The sequence below is a fragment of the Chryseobacterium jejuense genome (assembly GCF_017877355.1).
In the GTDB taxonomy this organism is placed as follows: domain Bacteria; phylum Bacteroidota; class Bacteroidia; order Flavobacteriales; family Weeksellaceae; genus Chryseobacterium; species Chryseobacterium jejuense_A.
Map to the genome: position 1 here is coordinate 1 of NZ_JAGIPR010000020.1, position 20,049 is coordinate 20,049.

Sequence of the window (20,049 nt, forward strand, 5' to 3'; positions counted from 1 at the left end):
ATTACAATATAAAATCTTTGCGTTTTTAAAGCAATTTGTTTTTGTAATAGCTATCCAATTACTATAACTTAAAGTAACCTCCAGCTTTCCTCTTCTAGCTCCCAACCTTTATTGAATAACTCTTTTTTGAAACGCAAAGAATGAGTGATTCAACTGGTTTATCTTAAGGAAGCAAAAGAGGGCGACAATGTCGCTGATGAAGCGATGTGGTTATGCGTACGCTTAGAAAGAATCAATGAAATTGATTCCATCTTTGCTCCCTTAAAATATTACAATATAAAATCTTTGCGTTTTTAAAGCAATTTGTTTTTGTAATTAATATAACTCAAAATGACTCTCAGCATCCCTATTCCCTTTATTTTCTAAAATTCTCTTATCTTCTATTGGCTCGGATGTTTTAGGCGTAATCTTTTTTTGCTTATTTTTACATAAAATAAATAAAAATAACATATGAAAAGAGTCGTATTAGCAGGGCTAATAACTATGGGAGGATTTCTAACTGCAAAAGCACAATGTAAAACCGAATCTACAATTGTAGAAAATTTTGATACATGGAAGGATATCAACAAATGCTGGACTGCTCAGGCAGGTGGAAAGACCATGCTTTATGCCAGTGACAAAAAGATTATATTTTATTCTATGAACAGCCCGGGAGAAAATATGTATTTAGTGACTCCAAAAATTAAAGAAGGAAACTATACGCTTACTCTTGATATTTCTGATAATGGAGGAGAAACCACTTTGGAAATTTTCTCGATCAACAATACTTCTGATCCTAAATCATATGTTTCAATCGCTAAGCCTTCCAAAATAACAGGAGATAAAAAATCATTCAATATTTCAATAAAAAAAGATACCCATTTGGGTCTGAAAGTTTTATTGAATGGGGTTCATCAGGCAGTTTACCTGGATAATTTTTCATTGACACAAAAAAAATAAAATCAGACAGGCTTATATACAGTCCATCATTTAAAAGGTATTTAACCGGATTTTTCCATGCTCCGAAGTCTTCTAGCTTTGGAGTTTATTTTACCTGATAGTTTTAATTTATAGGCTTAATCTAGCTTAAAAAAGAAATACACTACCGCAGCCCATTCTTTTTTAATGCCTTTAGCATAGCCAATAGTACTGCGCCTACTGTTTTCTACCGTTCCATCATCTTTAATGTTACCAAGGGTGGAACGGCTGCTGTTTTCTGCCCCCCGCTACCACACGAATCCTTTCGTGTGGTATTTAATACTATTAATCAATCATTCTAAAAACAACAATATTATCTAAAAGTCCTTTTTCATCAGCATAATCTGTTGCACTGCTGTATTTATAATCTTCTGCACGGAAAACTAAACCTGCTTCTACAGGATTTTGATGTACATAATTAATCTTCTGCCTAATCACTCTATTGCTCCACAACTCAATAGGTTTATTATCATGTCTCCAAAATTGATATTGATTTACATTTGAAGTTTTTGAACCTTCTTTAAGGAAAAAATCTAATAAAAAATCTGTTCTGCTTTTCTGTAGGATTTTCTTTGATTGCTGATACAAGTGCTTTGCTTGTAAATCTTTTTAAATCACCAATCAAAAGTTCTGGTTTCTGCCCATTTATACTTCTGAAAACTAAGTGTACATAGCTTGACATAATGCACCACGCATGTATTTCCATTCCTTTACTCTTTTGGCAAAACCTTAAGCTTTCTAAAAAGATTTCTTTGTATTCATTTCTAATAAAAACGTCCAGCCAACCTACAACAGCAAAGCTTATGAAATATAATCCTTTAAATATTTTCACCTCCAGGTATCTTGAATGAGATTCCTCTGAAGGATAAAACCAGCCCATCGTCTTCTTCATAAAGCCTGGCAGGGAATTCAGACCACTGCAAGGCAGTATATTGTATGAAAGTATTGGTAATTCAATCAAGATTGTTCAATACTATTCATTCAAATAAAAAAGTCATCCTGATTGAATGATGATAGCCTGCTTTCCCTATGGGTAACTTCCACATTTAAATTCTGAAGATTGATTTCAGCACTAAAAATATTCATATCCTCCCATACATCATATGAAATATAGTAAGTTTTGGTGCCGTCTTCCTTCAATGCTACCAATTGTTTAACACCATCCCTAGATTCCCAAAACATATTATCTTCCAAAACAATCTTTCTTATACATATGCTAAGTTCCGCCTTTTGAGTTTCCTTCTTTAAGCTGAAATAAAAATGTGAATATTCTTTGATCCAGAATTCGGCTTTTTCACTTAGCAAATAAGCATTGAACTCCTTAAGTAATATATGATGTATTTCTTCGTTGGTTTTCTTCTCCGTTTCAATTGTCTTAAAACATTCACTGTCCTTATGGATAATTTCCACATTTAAATTCTGAATATCTATTTCCGCAGTAAAAATATTGACACCCTCCCAGACATCATATAATTGATAATAGGTATAAGTACCATTTTTATTCAATGTTACCAACTGCCTAAAACCATCCTTATATTCCCAAAAACCACTTCCTCCGAAAAGTACGTTTCTCAGATTTACGGTAAGCTTTACTTTTGAGGTTTCCTTTTTTGAACTAAAATAAAATTGTGTACATTCTTTGATCCAGGATCCTGCTTTTTCACTTAATAAGTAATTATTGAATTCGTTAAGTAGTATATCACGTACTTCTTTATTGGTCTTTGTTTCCATTCAGGTATTCTCCTATGAGTATTGACACTATGGTTCCTAGAGTTTATTCTTCAGTTCTAATCTAACTTAAAAAAGAAATATACTACTGCTGCCCATTCTTTTTTGATGCCTTTTGCGTACCCAATCGTGCTCCGGCTGCTATTTTCTACCGTTCCGTCATCTTTAATATAACCAATGGTAGAACGGCTGCTATTTTCTACGGTGCCATCTTTTTTAACATAGCCTATAGTGGAACGGCTGCTGTTTTCTATAGTCCCGTCACTTTTGATATAACCGATTGTTGAACGGTTTTTATTCTCAATAGTACCGTCGCTTTTAATATATCCAACTGTGGAACGGCTGCTATTTTCAATGGTTCCATCCGGTTTGATATAGCCTGTCGTACTGCGGTTTCCAGATTCAATAGTTTGTGCTCCTAAAGAGGAAAGGCTGAACAGAAGTAAGCCAATAAGTAATGTTTTTTTCATGGTTTTAAAAAAAATAAATATACAATTTATATGAATGATCTACTCTATAAAAATAACGTCACTTAAAAATAAGTGACGCTATTTTGAAAGATTTCAAAGTTAAAGAAACCTTATCTGTTACATTAAAATCTAATGCTTATCGTTTGATAACTTTTACTGTTTTTACGAAATCATTAGCAGCATTTATTTTAACAAGATACACTCCTGATAGGAATCCGGAAACATCAATTGTTCCTTTTGTATCATTGATTACTTTAGTCAGCACCAATTGTCCTGCCGCATTGTAAACCGCGACCGAAAGAATCTTCTGATCGAATGAGATGGTCAGGATATCCTGTACCGGATTTGGATAAACTTTCAATTGATCTGTTTTTGTTGAAATTTCCTGAACTGCTAAGCTACTTGTAGAACAAACAATAGGTGTAAAAATTGTTTTTTGAATGTTTGTTCCATCTCCTAACTGACCATAGCTATTATAGCCACAACCTGATAAAAAGCTAGTGGCATTAATAACAAATGTATTAAACATGCCTGCTGCAAAACTTTGCAGGCTAGTAGCTGTTCCAATAAGTGTAGGTATATGCCTGTTAGTTGTTGTTCCATCGCCTAATTGCCCAAAGATATTATCTCCCCATGCCCATAGTGTCCCGTTTGTTTTCAGTCCTACTGAATGTTCAAAACCTGCTTCAATACTCTTCCAATCTGTTGCTGTTCCAATTTGGGTTGGGATGTATTTATCAATAGTAGTTCCATCTCCTAATGGTCCAAATTCATTTCTGCCCCATGCCCATAGCGTTCCATCTGCTTTAATTGCTACTGAATGTAAACTTCCGGCAGCAATATCTTTCCAATTCGAAGTTGTTCCGATTTGTGTTGGAGTAGTTCTGTCCGTTGTGGTTCCATCTCCTAATTGTCCAAATAAATTATCTCCCCATGCCCATAGCGTTCCATCTGTTGTTATAGCAAAAGTACTCATCCCACCAGATGTAACTATTTTCCAATTATTTCCTGTTCCGATTTGGATTGGGACAGTTTTATTGATGGTTGTATTATCCCCTAATTGTCCAGTCTGATTATATCCCCAGGCCCAAAGTGTTCCGTTTGATTTTATAGCTAATGCGTAACCTATTCCTGTAGCAATACTAATCCAGTCAGTTGCTGTTCCGATTTGTGCAGGAGTAGTTCTGTCCGTTGTGGTTCCATCTCCTAATTGACCATAACTATTTCTACCCCATGCCCATAATGTTCCATCAGCTTTGAGTCCTACGGAATGAAAATATCCTGCAGCAACATTTTTCCAATTTGTAGCCGTTCCAATTTGTATTGGGGTATTTTTTGAATTTGTTGTACCATCGCCCAACTGACCAAAATCGTTACGTCCCCATGCCCAAAGTGTTCCGTCTGTTTTAATTCCAAACGAATGAAAATATCCTGAATTCACACTTTGCCAGCAACCTGTTATAGTTGTAGGAAGTGTAGTAAAGGAGCCTCCCGGTACCCAATCACTTTGGCTAGATCCGCAATGAGAAGCCACCCACCAATAATAAGTAGTGTTAGGTAATAGATTTGACAAATTTGCTGTTGCATAAGGGGTAGCTCCCCCTGTGCCCCCAACAATTGAATTAGTACTATAAAGATACACATAACCTCCATCAGGAACTGGAGTGGAAGCCGTCCAGCCAATAGTAGCCGTTGTAGAAGTAACACTAGTTGTTGAAAACTGTGTTGGAAGAGTACAATTTGAAGGACATTCAATAGCAACAAATGTATTTTTGTCATTATTAGTACCATCACCTAATTGTCCATGATTATTTGCTCCACAAACTTTTAAAAAGCCATCACCCTTTTTTACGAGAATATGATTCTCTCCGGCAGAAATTTGCATATTGTCTGTAGAGGAGCCTATTTGTGTAGGTGCTGTAATAATCGTAGATGCAGTTGATCCGGCACCCAATTGCCCATGGGCATTTTGCCCCCATGCCCAAAGTGTTCCGTCTGCTCTGTTTGCAAAAGAAAAAGATAATCCAGCAGATACAGTAAGCCAATTGGTTTCCGTTCCTATTTGGGTTGGGATATTTCTATCAGTAGTAGTTCCGTCACCTAATTGTCCATATTCATTGATACCCCACGTCCATAACGTCCCATCTGTTTTTACTCCCAGTGAATGTTGATTTCCAGCATCAACGCTTTGCCAGTTAGCAGCTGTTCCAATTTGGATAGGAACACCTTTATCATTTGTAGTTCCATCTCCTAGTTGGCCATAGAAATTTCCGCCCCAAGCCCAAAGAGTCCCATTCGATTTTATAGCTAACGTATAATTATCTCCTGTAGCAATACTTACCCAATCTGTTGCTGTTCCTATTTGAGTTGGGATACTTCTATTAGTATTAGTTCCATCTCCTAGTTGTGCAGAGCTATTGCGTCCCCATCCCCATAATGTCCCATCTGTTTTTATAGCTAACGTATGAGAACTTCTGGCACTAATACTTTGCCAATTGGTTGCTGTTCCTATTTGAACTGGCATATTTCTATCAGTAGTTGTTCCATCACCCAGTTGTCCATAATTATTCATCCCCCATGACCATAATGTACCATCTGTTTTAATGGCAACTGTATAATTAGATGCACCATCTATTTTCAGCCAATTATTAGCCGTTCCTATTTGGATAGGGACATTCCTTTTAACCGCAGTTCCATCCCCTAATTGCCCATATAAATTATTCCCCCATGCCCACAATGTTCCGTCTGTTTTTATACCTACCGAATGTCCACTTCCTGCACTAAAACTTTGCCAGCAACCTGTTATAGTTGTAGGAAGTAAATCTTCCGATGTCCAATTTCCTTGGCTAAACCCATCAATGATTTTGGGAGTTCCGTTCGTTTTAGGTTGAAGTATAACACGGTGATCGGTAAAAGCCGACCCAATGGTTTGGGTATTTTTAACATACAGACCTGTTGCAAAAGCCATGATACTGGCTAAGACTGTTAAGACAATCATTAATAATTTTTTTTTCATGATATTGTAAATTAGTTTTCAGTGACAACAACATGAACATCCATTATGATTTTGTGTTGTTCACCACAAAAATATATTTTTATTATGGATCATGAAATAGTTAACAAATAATAAAATTCCATCTCTATACCTATACTAAACACTGAAAAAAATTAATTATATTATTCAAAACAAATGACAATAATACTGCCTTACATGTGAAAAATAGAATATAAAAAATAGCGCCACTTAACAATAAGTGACGCTATCTATTCAGAAAAGACTAAGGTTACCAAGGTTTTAGACCTCAACAATCCTAATCATCAAATTTATCGTTTGATAACTTTTACTGTTTTTACAAAGTCATTAACAGCATTTATTTTAACCAAATAAACCCCTGAAACAAATCCGGAAGCATCAATTGTTCCTTTTGTATCATTGATTGCTTTAGTAAGTATCAGCTGTCCGGCTGCATTGTAAACCGTTACAAAAAGAATCTTCTGATCATAAGAGATCGTCAGGATATCCTGTACCGGATTTGGATAAACTTTCAGCAAATCTGCCTTTGGTGAAACTTCTGTAATAGCTAAATTACCTGTAGGGCAGGCAATAGGGACAAAAATTGGTTTGTTAATAATTGTTCCGTCTCCTATCTGCCCAAATTCATTACGGCCAGTGGCTGATAAAAATCCATTGGTATTGATAGCAAGTGTAGTATATGGCCCTGCTGCAATCATTTTTCTATCAGTGGCAGTTCCAATTTGAGTGGGAACAAGTCTGGCAATTTTAGTTCCATCTCCCAGCTGTCCATAAGTATTTCTCCCCCATGCCCAATGTGTTCCATTTGCTTTAATTCCTACAGAAGAATTAAAATGGTTAGTAGCTACATCCTTCCAGTCTGTTGCAGTTCCAATTTGTGTTGGAGTATTTCTAAGGGTTGTGGTTCCATCACCTAATTGTCCTTCGAAATTATCTCCCCAGCCCCATGCTGTTCCATTTGTTTTTAATGCTATAGAGTGAAAACTTCCTGCACTCACCGTTTTCCAATCTGTTGCTGTTCCGATTTGAATAGGAGTTGATATTACAACTGAAGTTGAATTCCCATCACCTAATCGCCCATAACCGCTGCTTCCCCAACCCCATAGTGTTCCGTCTGTCTTGATGGCAAGAGTATGCGAAGAACCTGCTGTGACCATTTTCCAATCATTTGCTATTCCGACTTGTACCGGTACAGTTTTACGGATGGTGGTACCATCTCCTAATTGACCGTTCCCGTTATATCCCCAAGCCCATAATGTACCATCTGATTTTATTCCTAATGTATAATAGTCTCCACCAGAAATGTTTACCCAATCTGTTGCTGTTCCTATTTGCATTGGAATAGAACCGGAAATTGTAGTTCCATTACCTAATTGCCCTTGCTGATTATCACCCCATGTCCATAACGTCCCATCTGTTTTGAGGGCAACAGTATGACTATCTCCTGCAGATACTTTCAGCCAATTATTTCCGGTTCCGATTTGTATTGGGGTATTTTTGGGAACTGTAGTTCCGTCACCCAGTTGACCACTGCCATTAGATCCCCATGTCCATAATGTACCATCTGATTTTATTCCTACCGAATAGAAAGAACCTGAACTCACACTTTCCCAACAGCCTGTTGCAGAAGTAGGAAGTGTAGTAAAGGATCCTGCCGGTATCCAATTAGGCTGATTGGATCCACAATTAGATCCCACCCACCAATAGTAAGTAGTGTTTGGTAACAGACTTGTTAAATTGGCTGTGGTAGAAATAACCTTTCCCTCAATACCTCCAAGAACTGAATTCGTACTATAAAGATACGAATAACCTCCATTTGGAGCTGTTGTCGCAGCTGTCCAGCTAAGAGTAGCCGTTGCAGATGTAATATTAGAAGACAAAAATTGGCTAGGAGGATTACAACTTACAGGACAAGCAACAGGTACAAAAATTTTCTTAGAAATAAATGTACCATCTCCTAACTGGCCAGATGTATTAATACCAGTAGCTGTTAAAAAGCCATTGGTATTTATAGCAAATGTACCTATACCTACTGCAATACTTTGTTTATCAGAAGCTGTTCCTATTTGCGTTGGAATAGTTCTGATACTTCTAGTTCCATCTCCTAATTGTCCATAATCATTACGTCCCCAAGCCCAAAGGGTTCCGTCTGTTTTGAGTCCTGCAGAATGCTCATTGCCTGCACCAACGCTATGCCAATTTGTTTCTGTTCCTATTTGTGTTGGAGTAACTCTGTCTATTATAGTTCCATCTCCTAATTGTCCACCTGTATTTCTTCCCCATGCCCATAGTGTTCCGTCTGTTTTGAGTCCTACAGAATGATCATCTCCGGCATCAATACTTCTCCAATTCGTAGCTGTTCCTATCTGAATAGGAGATGTTCTTATTGTTCCTGTTCCATCGCCTAGTTTTCCGCCCCAGTTATCTCCCCATGCCCATAATGTTCCATCTGTTTTAATGGCAAGAGTATGTTCACTTCTCGATGAGATCATTTTCCAATTATTTGCAGTTCCAATTTGGATTGGTATATTTTTATCTATATTAGTACCATCACCTAATTGCCCTTTGTCATTTCTTCCCCATACCCAAAGGGTACCATTTGCTTTTAGAGCTAATGTATAATATTCTCCTGCGGCAATATTTACCCAGTCTGCTGCTGTCCCAATTTGTGTTGGTGTAGCTTTGTCAGTTGTAGTTCCATCACCTAATTGCCCATAATCATTTTTACCCCATGTCCAAAGTGTTCCATCTGTTTTGATAGCCACAGTATGATAATATCCAATATCTGTTTTCAGCCAATTGTTCATGGCTGAAATTTGTATTGGAGTATTTTTTGCACCCGTAATTCCAACTCCAAGTTGTCCATAATCGTTATTTCCCCATGCCCATAGTGTTCCATCTGTTTTTATTCCTGTAGAATGACGATTTCCAGAGCTTACACTTTGCCAACAACCTGTTTCATTAGTAGGAAGAGTAGTAAAAGAACCTCCTGATATCCAATTACCCTCACTGGATTTGCAATCGGATGCCACCCACCAATAGTAAGTGGTATTGGGTAATAAGTTCGTCAAAACAGCCTTTGTAGAAGTAGTAGTTCCATCAATACCACCAACAATAGGGTGTGTGCTATAAAGATAGGTATATCCTCCACTAGGAGCTGAACTTGATGCTGTCCAGTTTATAGTAGCTGTTGTTGAAGTAACCCCTGTTGTTGAAAATTGTGTCGGAGGATTACAAAGTAAAGGGCAGCTAATAGAAGTAAACATATTTTTGGAATAACCAGTACCATCACCTAACTTTCCATTACTATTGTCTCCACAAGCTTTTAAATCTCCATTGATATTTTTTACTAAGCTATAATAATATCCCAAAGAAATTTCCATCGTATCTGAATAGGAACCAACTTTTTTAGGGGATGTAAAATACGAAACTCCACTAATTGGACCATGCCCCAACGATGTACTGGCATTATTCCCCCATGACCAAAGTGTTCCATCTGTTTTGCTTGCAAAAGTAGTACCGATTCCTGCTGCTACATTTTGCCAATTGGTTTCTGTTCCTATTTGGGTAGGAACCAATTTTCCAACAATGGTTCCATCTCCCAGCTGCCCAGTGGAATTGTATCCCCATGTCCATAGTGTACCATCTGTTTTGCGTCCTACAGAATGATCACTTCCAGCACTAATACTTTGCCAATTTGTATCGAATCCGATTTGAACCGGAGCCCATTTATCAACTTGTGTGCCATCTCCTAATCGTCCATAATAATTCAGTCCCCACGCCCAAAGTGTTCCATCTGTTTTTAATGCCAGGGAATGCTGCGACCCCATTTCAATACTTTTCCAATTTGTACCTGTTCCGATTTGAGTGGGTACAATTCTATCGATATTGGTTCCATCTCCTAGCATCCCCCAATAATTATATCCCCAGCTCCAAAGCGTTCCATTGTTTTTTATCGCAAGCGTCTGAAAACCTGAAGTACGAATACTTTGCCAATCTGTTGCTGTTCCGATTTGAATTGGGATAAATCTATCGGTTTTAGTTCCATCTCCTAATTGTCCATAATTGTTACGTCCCCAGGCCCATAACGTTCCATCTTTTTTAATGGCTAATGTATGAGCATATCCACCACTAACACTTCGCCAATCCGTTGCTGTTCCAATTTGGATAGGAGTATCTCTTTCAATTGTGGTTCCGTCCCCTAATTGTCCATATTTATTATCTCCCCATACCCATAATGTTCCATCTGATTTTATTCCCATCGAGTGATTAAGTCCTGCAATAATACTCTGCCAGCAGCCTGAAGGAATTGGTGTTTCTACATTAATTACGTTTTTAAAAGCAGGCCCCCAAGCTCCCGTATTATCTTTGATACGGATGTTAAATACATGCAAACCATTAGCTGGCAAAGCAATTCCTGTTTTGGTCAGTTGCTCATAAGTACTGTTAAAGTTACCATCGTTGGCTAATACCGGAGTACCATTTCCTTCTCCCGGATCGGTATCCCAGAAATATTCGGCCTGTGAAAGAGAAATCACATTTGACGTTACAGGTTGCTGAACATCAATAACATTGCTAAAAACTGGGCCCCAGACACCCGTATTATCTTTAATTCGGACAGAGAATTTGTGCAAACCATTACCTGGTGTAACAATGTCTGTTTTGATCAGTTGTTCGAAAACACTGTTGAAACTTCCGTCCGCAGCCAATACCGCAGTACCATTTCCTGCTCCTGGATCAGTATCCCAAAAATACTCTGCCTGAGAAAGAGAAATCACATTTGAGATTACAGGTTGTTGTATATCAATGACATTAGTAAAAACCGGGCCCCAAGCTCCCGTATTGTCTTTGATACGGACAGAGAATTTATGCAAACCGCTACCTGGGGTAACAATATCTGTTTTGATCAGTTGTTCAAAAACACTATTAAAGCTCCCATCCGTAGCCAATACCGGGGTACCGTTTCCTGTTCCGGGATCGGTATCCCAAAAATATTCAGCCTGGCTTACGAATACTTGTGCCGGACACAGTATTACCATAAGCAAAGCGATTATACTATAGATATAATTTTTCATATTGTTATCTCATTAGAAATTATTTAGAAAAACCAGATCCATTGATATTCAAAGTACCGCCACTGATAGTTCTTGGAGTTGCTAAATAATTTACCTGAGGTTTATTGCCAACATTTGCAGGCCAATAATTAGACCAGCTGTTAGAACCTCCATAGTGCCCCGCATCATTTCTGGTTAAATCTAAATCTGTGTATTTTACATCAGGATTTCCTGCATTTACATTCATTCCGGTTACCGTGTATGCTGTATTGCTAAAATTCATATTCACAGATCCTGAATTGTTACTTTGGGTCATAGTCCCATCGGTTACAAAAGGATTGGTAGATAGATTGTAACTGGCTGTTATATTAACATTGGTACTGTAAGTTTGAATACAGGCATTAGTCTGTCCTATCACAAAAGAGATAGCATTGTTCATAATGGCAATATTTCCAGTACCTGTATTATTATTCAGACTAATCCACAAAGGAGCTACATCACCAGAAACCGTACTATAGATTGAATTATTAATAATTTCATTAGAACCTCCATTTTTAATCCCGTGAACAGATATACGACCACTAAAATTATTATAAAATTTAAAATCATAAAAAGGTTGTGTATAGGACAGTACATCATCAACGATATTACCAAAAACCTCTACATCAGATGTCGCCATGTAAGACTCCTGTATATTAGAGCTGGAACGAACGGTAATAAACTGAGCTTTATTAGCCGTAGCTCTTCCGTGGGAAAAGTTAAGGGCTCCTCTAACGATACAACCCGAGGTGTTTGTGGTTACATTAGATTGATTAGCATACACATTATTCAGATCACAGTTTAAAAGATTGAGGGTAGTTCTTCCTCCTGTTGTAGGCCCGCTTGCTACTACATTGTAAATCGTAAAGTTTCCTGAACTTAAATTATTTATGGTTACTACTCTTCCCGCTGCCGGATTGATGGTAATGGTTCCCTGAACAAAATATTTACTATAATTGGTTTCAGAAACAAAGGTTAACGATTTGTTGATGGTAAGATTTTCAACATAGGCAGCACCGTTCGTTTTGGGCTGAATGATGATTCTGTCTCCATCCGAAGCTGCAGTAATAGCTGCACTTACCGTAGAATAAGCTCCACCGGTTCCGCCATTTCTAACATATAAATCGGCTGCAAAAGCCATAGTACTTGATAAGCCTGTGAAGGCAATGATTAGTAGTTTTTTTGTCATGATCGTATAAAAATTGATTGGTTTATTATTAATTTTTTGATTTTTAGTTTCTCAAACAGGTCTAAGAGCATTTCTTTTCTTCAAATCAATAGCGAAATACCTATTTATTGTATTATCTCTTTTTTTGATTTAAAAAAATAGTCCGATAAGTCATATTGATAAAATACGACTTGATGCTAAAGGCATTGTGAGGACTTAGTAAGATTTACATTGTTGGAAACAATGTGTTATGATGAATTCGTACAATGAGTGTGTTCATGGTTTAATTAGTTTTAAGGTTTAGGTTTTTAGTTTTTTAATTGACAACAGTATCCGTTATGATCTTATATTGTCGAATACAAAAGTATCTTTTTATTATGGATCCTGAAATAGCTGAATAAAAAACAACGGTAATTTCATCTCTATACAGATATTACAATATTTTTAAAAAGTTTACTGTACATTTGATTCTTTCAATTTTTGTCTGGTGGTCTGTAATTAGACTAAACTATTAAATCAATAGAAGTATACATAGGCTTCTTTTGTTACAAACACTCTTCTGCTATGGTAATGATGTCTTCTACCATACGACTTTTGGGATTTATAACACTCAAATTCATATCATACGATTTTCCTTTCCAAACCAAAGTATGGCTTCGGTACCTTCTGCCTTCAATGGGGTCCTAATAAAGGCAATGTTTCATCAATTTTTTGTTCAAAAATGGCTTTTATTTGAAACCTTTTTGAAAAAATAGTTAATATTAATGTACAACAAAGAGGTCACACGCAAAACGTTTACCCTGCCTGAAATGAAAATCCCTATAAAAGAGAAGACTACTTTATCTTTATATATGTTGGGAAAGAGCTGCCATTATGAATTATTATCTTTAATTCTCTCAACATATGTAAACGTTTTGAAAAATGATTGAGTCTAAATTTGCCTCATTAATTCACCTCATCAGATATCTACATTCAACATTTCATAAAACATGATTCACTTTAAAAACATTCTATATCAAGGAAAATATCTCCTGATTTCATCAATTTCTATAGTTTTGTTTGCAAGCTGTTTGCAAACTGAAAATGATAAAACCAATAATCAAAAAAATATGACAAGTATCGCGTATAAGAACCCGGAAACATTATTTGACCCGACACCTTTTGCCTTTTCCCATGCTACCAATAGTCTGGGTAACGGAAACTATGTATTTATATCCGGACAAAGTGGTGGTGAAGACTTACATCACAACCTCTCTAAAGATTTTAGACAACAAGTTCAATTCGCTTTGCGAAACTTAGAAACAGTGCTTAAAGAATACGATTTGAAGCCTGATGATGTTCTAAAAATCACAGTACTCATTGTTGATAACAATCAGGAGAGACTCAAGATATGGACAGAAGAAATGCATAAAGTATGGAAAAACAATAAGTTTCCAGCAAGTACTTTAATTCCTGTTCCAGGATTAGCACTGGATGGCATGATGATAGAAGTTGATGCCATAGCTTTTATGCCTCATAAAGAGTAGGTGCGTGAAGCATATTAATGTGTAGATTTAAAATAGGGTAATCAATTGTTTCATTGAGAGCATGATAAAAGGTTCGGGCAAAAATCTTCGATTTTTGCCCGAACCTAACCTATAACCTATAACCTATAACCTATAACCTAAGCTTAAAACAATACTGAATCTGTCTAATATAACAGAAGCCCTTACCCTTTCCGCTCAAGTTTATTTTCAGCAAAAGGAACCACTACTAATGGATATTGCTCTGTTTCAATATGGCTTTTATCCAGTCCGAAATTGATATAATCTTTTACAGAAAGGTAGCGCAGATTATAATATCCTTTCATCACAAAATTCTTCCAGAATGGCATTCTATTATCGTAAGAAAGGAAGCTATCCATAATCATAAATTTAAAATCACCTATTTTATTCTGTTGATAAGCCTGTTCCAGAGAGTCTTCAACATCTACTTCATGGTTTTCGATCATGTCATTAACCACCTGTTTGAAATAGTACCCAATTCTTGGATCTTCACGAAACCCAAGATCAAACTGAATATAATAAACATCATTCCGGATAATGGTCTCTACAAAATATTTTTGTGCATAAGGTTCATCCAGAATATTAACATGTACAAACCAATAAATATCAGCACGCTTTGGAAGCCCGAATTTCAGGATTGAATCCATCACCGTTTTTTCAATTCTTTTTTCAGAGTCCGAAGTGGTAAGATAAACCAGGTTGGTAGCATATTTCGGAAGTTTTTCATCTGTACTTAGCTTGGCTAACAATGGAAGATAATCTGAAAATTTCACAAAAGACTGGATATCCAATTTGATCTTTCTTCCCCGCCACCAGATATACATAACGGCAAATAATGAAAAACCAAGCAACAGAGTAATCCACCCGCCTTCTTTCACTTTTTGAAGATTAGCTGCTAAAAAGCTTAATTCAATGGTTAAAAAGATCCCTGTAATTAATATATTCAATATAAGCGGGACTCTTTTTATACGAAGATAGGCATTGATTAAGATGGTACTCATCAACATTGTAAGCGTCACACTCAGTCCAAATGCTGCTTCCATTTTAGTACTTTCCTTAAAATAAAGTACCATTCCCACACATCCACACATTAAGAACCAGTTAATAGCAGGAATATAAAGCTGGCCTTTCACATTGCTAGGGAAAAGCACCATGTGTTTGGGCCATATATTGAGGCGTATTGCCTCATTAATTAAGGTGAAACAGCCGCTTATCAATGCCTGAGAAGCAATAATGGTTGCCAATGTTGCAATACATAGTGCTAACCAGAAAATTGATTTCGGAACAATATGATAAAAAGGGCTTAAGCTTCCAACTTCTTCTCCCACATGGTTCAAAAGCCATGTTGTTTGACCAGCATAACAAAGAATAAGGGCAACTTTTATAAAGATCCAGGTGATTCTGATATTGTTTCTTCCACAATGTCCCATATCGCTGTATAATGCCTCAGCACCAGTTGTACATAAGAAGATACTTCCCAGAAACCAAAATCCTTTAGGTTCATTCACCAGCATCTGATAGGCATAATAGGGATTTAAGGCTCTGAAAACTTCCCAGTTATCCCCTATTGCCATCACTCCTATAGTACCGATGAATCCAAACCAGATGATCATGGCCGGGCCAAAAACCTTTCCTATTTTATCTGTTCCAAACTGTTGAAACATAAAAAGTAATACTAAAATCCCGATGATGACTGGAACGGTATTTAATCCGGGAACTACTGCCTGAACTCCTTCTACCGCTGAAGAAACAGAAATGGGTGGAGTGATGATTCCGTCTGCCATTAAAAAAGCACCACCAGCCATGGCTATAAACACCAGCCACTTGCCGCTAAACCGCCGTACGAGGGCATAAAGTGAGAAAATTCCACCTTCTCCTTTATTGTCGGCCTGTAGCGTGATGATGACATATTTGACGGTGGTCTGGAAAACCAAGGTCCAGAAGATACAACTCAAACTACCAAGCGCAATGGCTTCTGTAATGATCTTATTGTGAAAAACAGCATTAAGTGTATATAATGGAGAGGTCCCAATATCACCGAATACAATTCCTATTGCAATCAGGGATCCTGCAAGGGTGATTTTCTTATGAAAATCTAGACTGTTCTGTCCGGACATAATGATTTAGTTTTTTATGCAAATTAATCAAATTCCAAATTGAAATGATACATACACTATTTTTTTTAAACAATTCAATAAAAATGATGATTATTTGACTTCAAAAGATCATATTTTTAAGAAAAAAAATAAAGGTAAAAAACTAAAAATCAACAATATAAATCAATCACCTTTAAAACAAAGCAACTATAGAATGGCAGTCTTTGTTGTATGCTCTTTGGAATCAGAATTTAAACCTCTACGGGCGTTTTTAATTGTTCCACGAAATAGGAAGGAGTGAATCCTTTTTCTTTTTTAAAGGCATTCACAAATACTCGTGGAGTGGTATATCCACACTCCTCTGCAAGATAGGCAATCTTGTACTCTCTGTAAATTGGGTTGGTGTAGAGCATTTTAATGATATAGTTAATACGAAGCTCATTGATATAACTGGTAAAATTATGATTTTTGTAGATCTTTATAACCTCCGAAAGATATTTTGGATTGGTACTTAGACTATTGGCCATCCAGGTAAGACTCAAATCCTTCCGAAGATACTTTCCTGAAGCTTCAAATTTTTCAAGCTTAAGAAGTAAGCCTTTTGCTGTTTCATCTGTAATTGTAATAGAGGATTTTATATCATTATTTTTCTCTAATGTTGGTTCTATTTTATTTCCTTCGTTTTCCTGACTTATTTTCTCAATCAGATCTTTATATTTTTTATGAATAATCTTATTGCTTCTTCTTCGATATATCAGCATTCCTCCAGTTATAAGGCTAAGGATAACAATAGAAATAACAACAATTCTATTTGCCTTTTTCTCTCCGTTGATTTTAGTCTCTGAAATGATCTTTTTGACAGGAACTTCTACGGCTTCCTTTTCTATAGAATTGATACTGTCATTCAATTTTGTAAAAAGATCAAGATATTTTTGAGATGTTGGGTTATCCCCAATCCCCAGATAAGATTTTGCCAATACCATATATCCTACTCTCCGGTTATAAGGCATGCTGTTAGACTTCTCCAAAGCCAGCATACTCTCTCCATATTCTATTGCTTTTTTGTAATCTTTTTTCATGTGATAAAACTCCTGGAGTGCCTGATACAAATCTATCTTTGTCTCAAGATTTATTTCTCCTTTAACGATATCAAGCTGTTTTAAGGCTTCCATAAAATAGAATTCAGACTGTTTAACATTCCTTCCTTTATTTCTGGAGTCCCTGTAATGAATCCCCAGATTCATATTTACGGATATCAGCATATCAATTTTCTGCTCTAAAGGAACATCTTTGCTCTTATCACTTACTTTTAAAATTTCTTCCCTACTTTTTTCCAAAGAGTACAAGACCTTGTCATCCGATCGCCCCTGGTAATACGGCGCCATGTTGTAATAGACCAAGGAAGTCTGATAGTACCTCTGATTTGTTTCAGAAATCAGTTTTGCATATTTCAGAGCGGTTTCATATTCCTTTAAGCTCACATCGTATAAGCCTAGATTCTCATGTAATATTGCTCTTTTATTGTATAAAATAGATAATGTTTTATAATCTTTCTGATTCACTGCCAAATCTCTGACTATGTCTGATATTTCCAAAGCCTTTTTATAATCATAATCTTGGGAATAGATCAACATTATATTTTTTATTGCATCCAGTTCTCCTTTTTCACATCCCACAGCCTTAGCAAGATCATTTGCTTTTTGAAACAATTCAAGAGCTTCTTTATTTTTTCCGTTGTTATTAAGAGAGGTTGCCTGATTTATTAATTGGTCTATATTTTCGTTTCCGGGGCATGAAATTGTGGTACCGTTTGCGATGGAAAAAGAAAAGAAAAACAACAAAGAGATAAAAGTAGGGTACAATCTTTGAAAAAACGGATTACTACTTCCCCAAACAAACTGAGATATTTGCAAAAGTAATTTTTTAGCCATAAGATGATATTTTATATTGAGTTAGTATTTTTCAGGATTCTGACTAGTCGAAAAAACATAAAAGCATTGAAAGTGCCCTTCAGAAATTAGCTGCAAAGGATTGAAAATTTATACAGAAACTTTCAATTGTTCCACAAAGTAGGATGGAGTGAAACCTGTTTCTCTTTTAAAAGCATTCACAAATACTTTTGGGGTTGTATATCCACACTCCTCTGCCAAATAAGTGATCTTATATTCTCTATATATTGGATTTTCATAAAGCTTCCTGATGATGTAGTTGATCCTTAGCTCGTTGATATAACTGGTGAAATTACTTTCTCTGTAAATCTTAATAACCTCTGAAAGATATTTTGGATTGGTATTGAGATGATTGGCCATCCAGGTAAGGCTCATATCCTTTCGAAGATATTTCTCTGATTTCTCAAATTTTTCAAGTTTAATTAACAGAGCTTTTATCGTTTCATCAGTAATAACAATGGATGATTTGGTTTCATCATTTTTAAGATCGGCCAATAACTCTGTTTCCCTCACTTCTTTTGCCTCCTCATTGATCTTAGTAATCAATTCCTCGTATTTCTTGTGGATGATTCTTTTTTTTCTTTTCCAAAGGATAATTATCACTATTATAGCAATAAGGACGATAACACCAATGATAATAAGTTGTTTTTTAGAATTTTGTTTATATCCCTTATCTACCTCTGCAACCATTTTCTTTATCGTAGTATCAGCATTTGTCCTACCCGCAGTGATTATACTATCCTTAAGATTAGTATATTCTCTCATATAATATTTAGACTTCTCTTTTTCACCAATTTCCATATAACAGGTAGCTAAAAACTCAAAAGACTCCACTCTTGAAGAGGGCCGCCTCTGCCGCTTTTCCAATTGCAATGAACGGTTGGCATACTCAATAGACTTTTGATATTCCTTCTTTTCCATATACAGCCAGCTCAGTTGATTCAAAAGCGTAGTTTGTGGGCGGATAGGCAAAGCCTTCGTTTCCTCCTGAAGTTTTTCTGCTTTCAGAAGATTTTTTTCTGCCAATTCCAGATTACCTTTTTCATCAGAATGCTCCAGATAAAAAATACCTAAACGGGTATAGATAAATATGACTTCGGTATATTTAATTTGATTAGATACTTCTCCGTTGTCATCTTTTATTTTCAGACCTACTTCTAATGCTTTATGAAGATAGTACACTGTTGAATCCCTGTATCTTTTCTTTTGGAATTGATGATCCAAACTAATATAGTAAGAATGTAGATCCATATAGCATTGAGTCAATCTCAGGTATTTCCTGTCTGGATTCTTTATCGTCTTTGCAAATCTGATGGCTATTTCTACATCCTTTTTACTGGCAGTATCAAGACCTATATACATTAAAGCCAATGCATTACCCCTATATATACCGGATATGACTCCGGTGGGATCTTCCTTCTTATTTTGAATTAATTTTTTAAGTTCATTACCCAATTCAACAATCTCCTTATTTTTATCCTGCATACTATATGCACTTATCAAATAATTACCACTTAATAAGATTCCATTTTCAAACTTTAGTTTTTCTGACACTGCCTTTAATTGAAGCAACATGCTTTCCTGTTGTTTTAAATCTATGGAATCATCATTTTCTTTGATGTATTTCAGTTTCTTAATAATCACATCTTTTGCGATAGGTTCAGAACCCTCCTGTTTTACATTTTGGGCAAATGCTGAGTAAAAGGCAAAAAGAATAAAAAATAAATAGTTTTTTTTCATTAGGGAATAGAGATTAGCTTTTAGAGTGAAAATTTAATAGGGTAAAAACAACAGCGACACCAACCTTTATATTAAAATAAAAAAGAAGCTTAGTAACTATCATAGATATATTAATATACTTTTATTGTTAAAAAATTCATACTAATTCATTTTTTAGTTTCAATACATCACACACACCCATCATATTGATTCTTTCCTATAGCACATCCTGTTTGCGATTATCATTTGCACAAATTTAATGAAATATGCATCTCAAAAATACAAATACCT

12 protein-coding genes and 1 pseudogene are annotated in these 20,049 nt (G+C 36.0%); 2 read left to right on the forward strand and 11 right to left on the reverse strand.

Translation table 11 applies throughout. The annotated features are described in order from the left end of the window. Positions 1–450: 450 nt before the first annotated feature. Entirely contained in the window at positions 451–939 is a 489-nt protein-coding gene (locus tag J2772_RS23725; protein WP_209921456.1) for a hypothetical protein, read from the forward strand. Between the two features lie 116 nt (positions 940–1,055). Here J2772_RS23725 and J2772_RS24455 read toward each other — a convergent pair. The 8 genes and pseudogenes from J2772_RS24455 to J2772_RS23755 all read right to left on the reverse strand — a co-directional run. Beyond that, a pseudogene (locus tag J2772_RS24455) lies at positions 1,056–1,184 on the reverse strand (5-fold beta-flower protein); the annotation flags it as partial. A 58-nt stretch (positions 1,185–1,242) separates the two neighbouring features. After that, positions 1,243–1,545, reverse strand: a complete 303-nt coding sequence (locus J2772_RS24360; RefSeq protein ID WP_317194533.1) for a hypothetical protein — start codon at positions 1,543–1,545, stop codon at positions 1,243–1,245. Beyond that, positions 1,478–1,849: a transposase gene (locus J2772_RS24365; protein ID WP_317194531.1), complete on the reverse strand. Its 372-nt coding sequence runs from the start codon at positions 1,847–1,849 to the stop codon at positions 1,478–1,480. The genes J2772_RS24360 and J2772_RS24365 overlap by 68 nt, the downstream gene beginning before the upstream one ends. A gap of 89 nt (positions 1,850–1,938) precedes the next feature. Next, the gene (locus tag J2772_RS23735; RefSeq protein WP_209921458.1) at positions 1,939–2,688 is read right to left on the reverse strand and encodes a hypothetical protein; all 750 of its coding nucleotides are present in this window, start codon (positions 2,686–2,688) and stop codon (positions 1,939–1,941) included. Positions 2,689–2,744: 56 nt separating this feature from the next. Next, positions 2,745–3,155, reverse strand: a complete 411-nt coding sequence (locus J2772_RS23740; protein ID WP_209921460.1) for a 5-fold beta-flower protein — start codon at positions 3,153–3,155, stop codon at positions 2,745–2,747. 136 nt (positions 3,156–3,291) lie between these two features. Then, a complete protein-coding gene (locus J2772_RS23745) occupies positions 3,292–6,171 on the reverse strand; it encodes a T9SS type A sorting domain-containing protein (RefSeq protein WP_209921461.1) in 2,880 nt (959 codons plus the stop codon). 308 nt (positions 6,172–6,479) lie between these two features. After that, a complete protein-coding gene (locus J2772_RS23750) occupies positions 6,480–11,264 on the reverse strand; it encodes a T9SS type A sorting domain-containing protein (protein ID WP_209921462.1) in 4,785 nt (1,594 codons plus the stop codon). 19 nt (positions 11,265–11,283) lie between these two features. Beyond that, positions 11,284–12,471 carry a hypothetical protein gene (locus J2772_RS23755; protein ID WP_209921464.1) on the reverse strand — a complete coding sequence of 396 codons (1,188 nt, stop codon included), beginning with the start codon at positions 12,469–12,471 and terminating at the stop codon, positions 11,284–11,286. A 1,088-nt stretch (positions 12,472–13,559) separates the two neighbouring features. Here J2772_RS23755 and J2772_RS23760 point away from each other — a divergent pair. Further along, complete coding sequence (locus tag J2772_RS23760; protein ID WP_209921465.1) at positions 13,560–13,976, forward strand: RidA family protein; 417 nt, start codon at positions 13,560–13,562, stop codon at positions 13,974–13,976. A 182-nt stretch (positions 13,977–14,158) separates the two neighbouring features. Here the strand turns inward: J2772_RS23760 and J2772_RS23765 are convergent, their stop codons facing one another. The 3 genes from J2772_RS23765 to J2772_RS24260 all read right to left on the reverse strand — a co-directional run bounded on the left by J2772_RS23765 (position 14,159) and on the right by J2772_RS24260 (position 19,779). Beyond that, positions 14,159–16,111: a KUP/HAK/KT family potassium transporter gene (locus J2772_RS23765; RefSeq protein WP_209921467.1), complete on the reverse strand. Its 1,953-nt coding sequence runs from the start codon at positions 16,109–16,111 to the stop codon at positions 14,159–14,161. A gap of 230 nt (positions 16,112–16,341) precedes the next feature. Next, entirely contained in the window at positions 16,342–18,021 is a 1,680-nt protein-coding gene (locus J2772_RS23770) for a helix-turn-helix domain-containing protein (protein ID WP_209921469.1), read from the reverse strand. 108 nt (positions 18,022–18,129) lie between these two features. After that, positions 18,130–19,779: a helix-turn-helix domain-containing protein gene (locus tag J2772_RS24260; protein WP_245365322.1), complete on the reverse strand. Its 1,650-nt coding sequence runs from the start codon at positions 19,777–19,779 to the stop codon at positions 18,130–18,132. Positions 19,780–20,049: the final 270 nt, after the last annotated feature.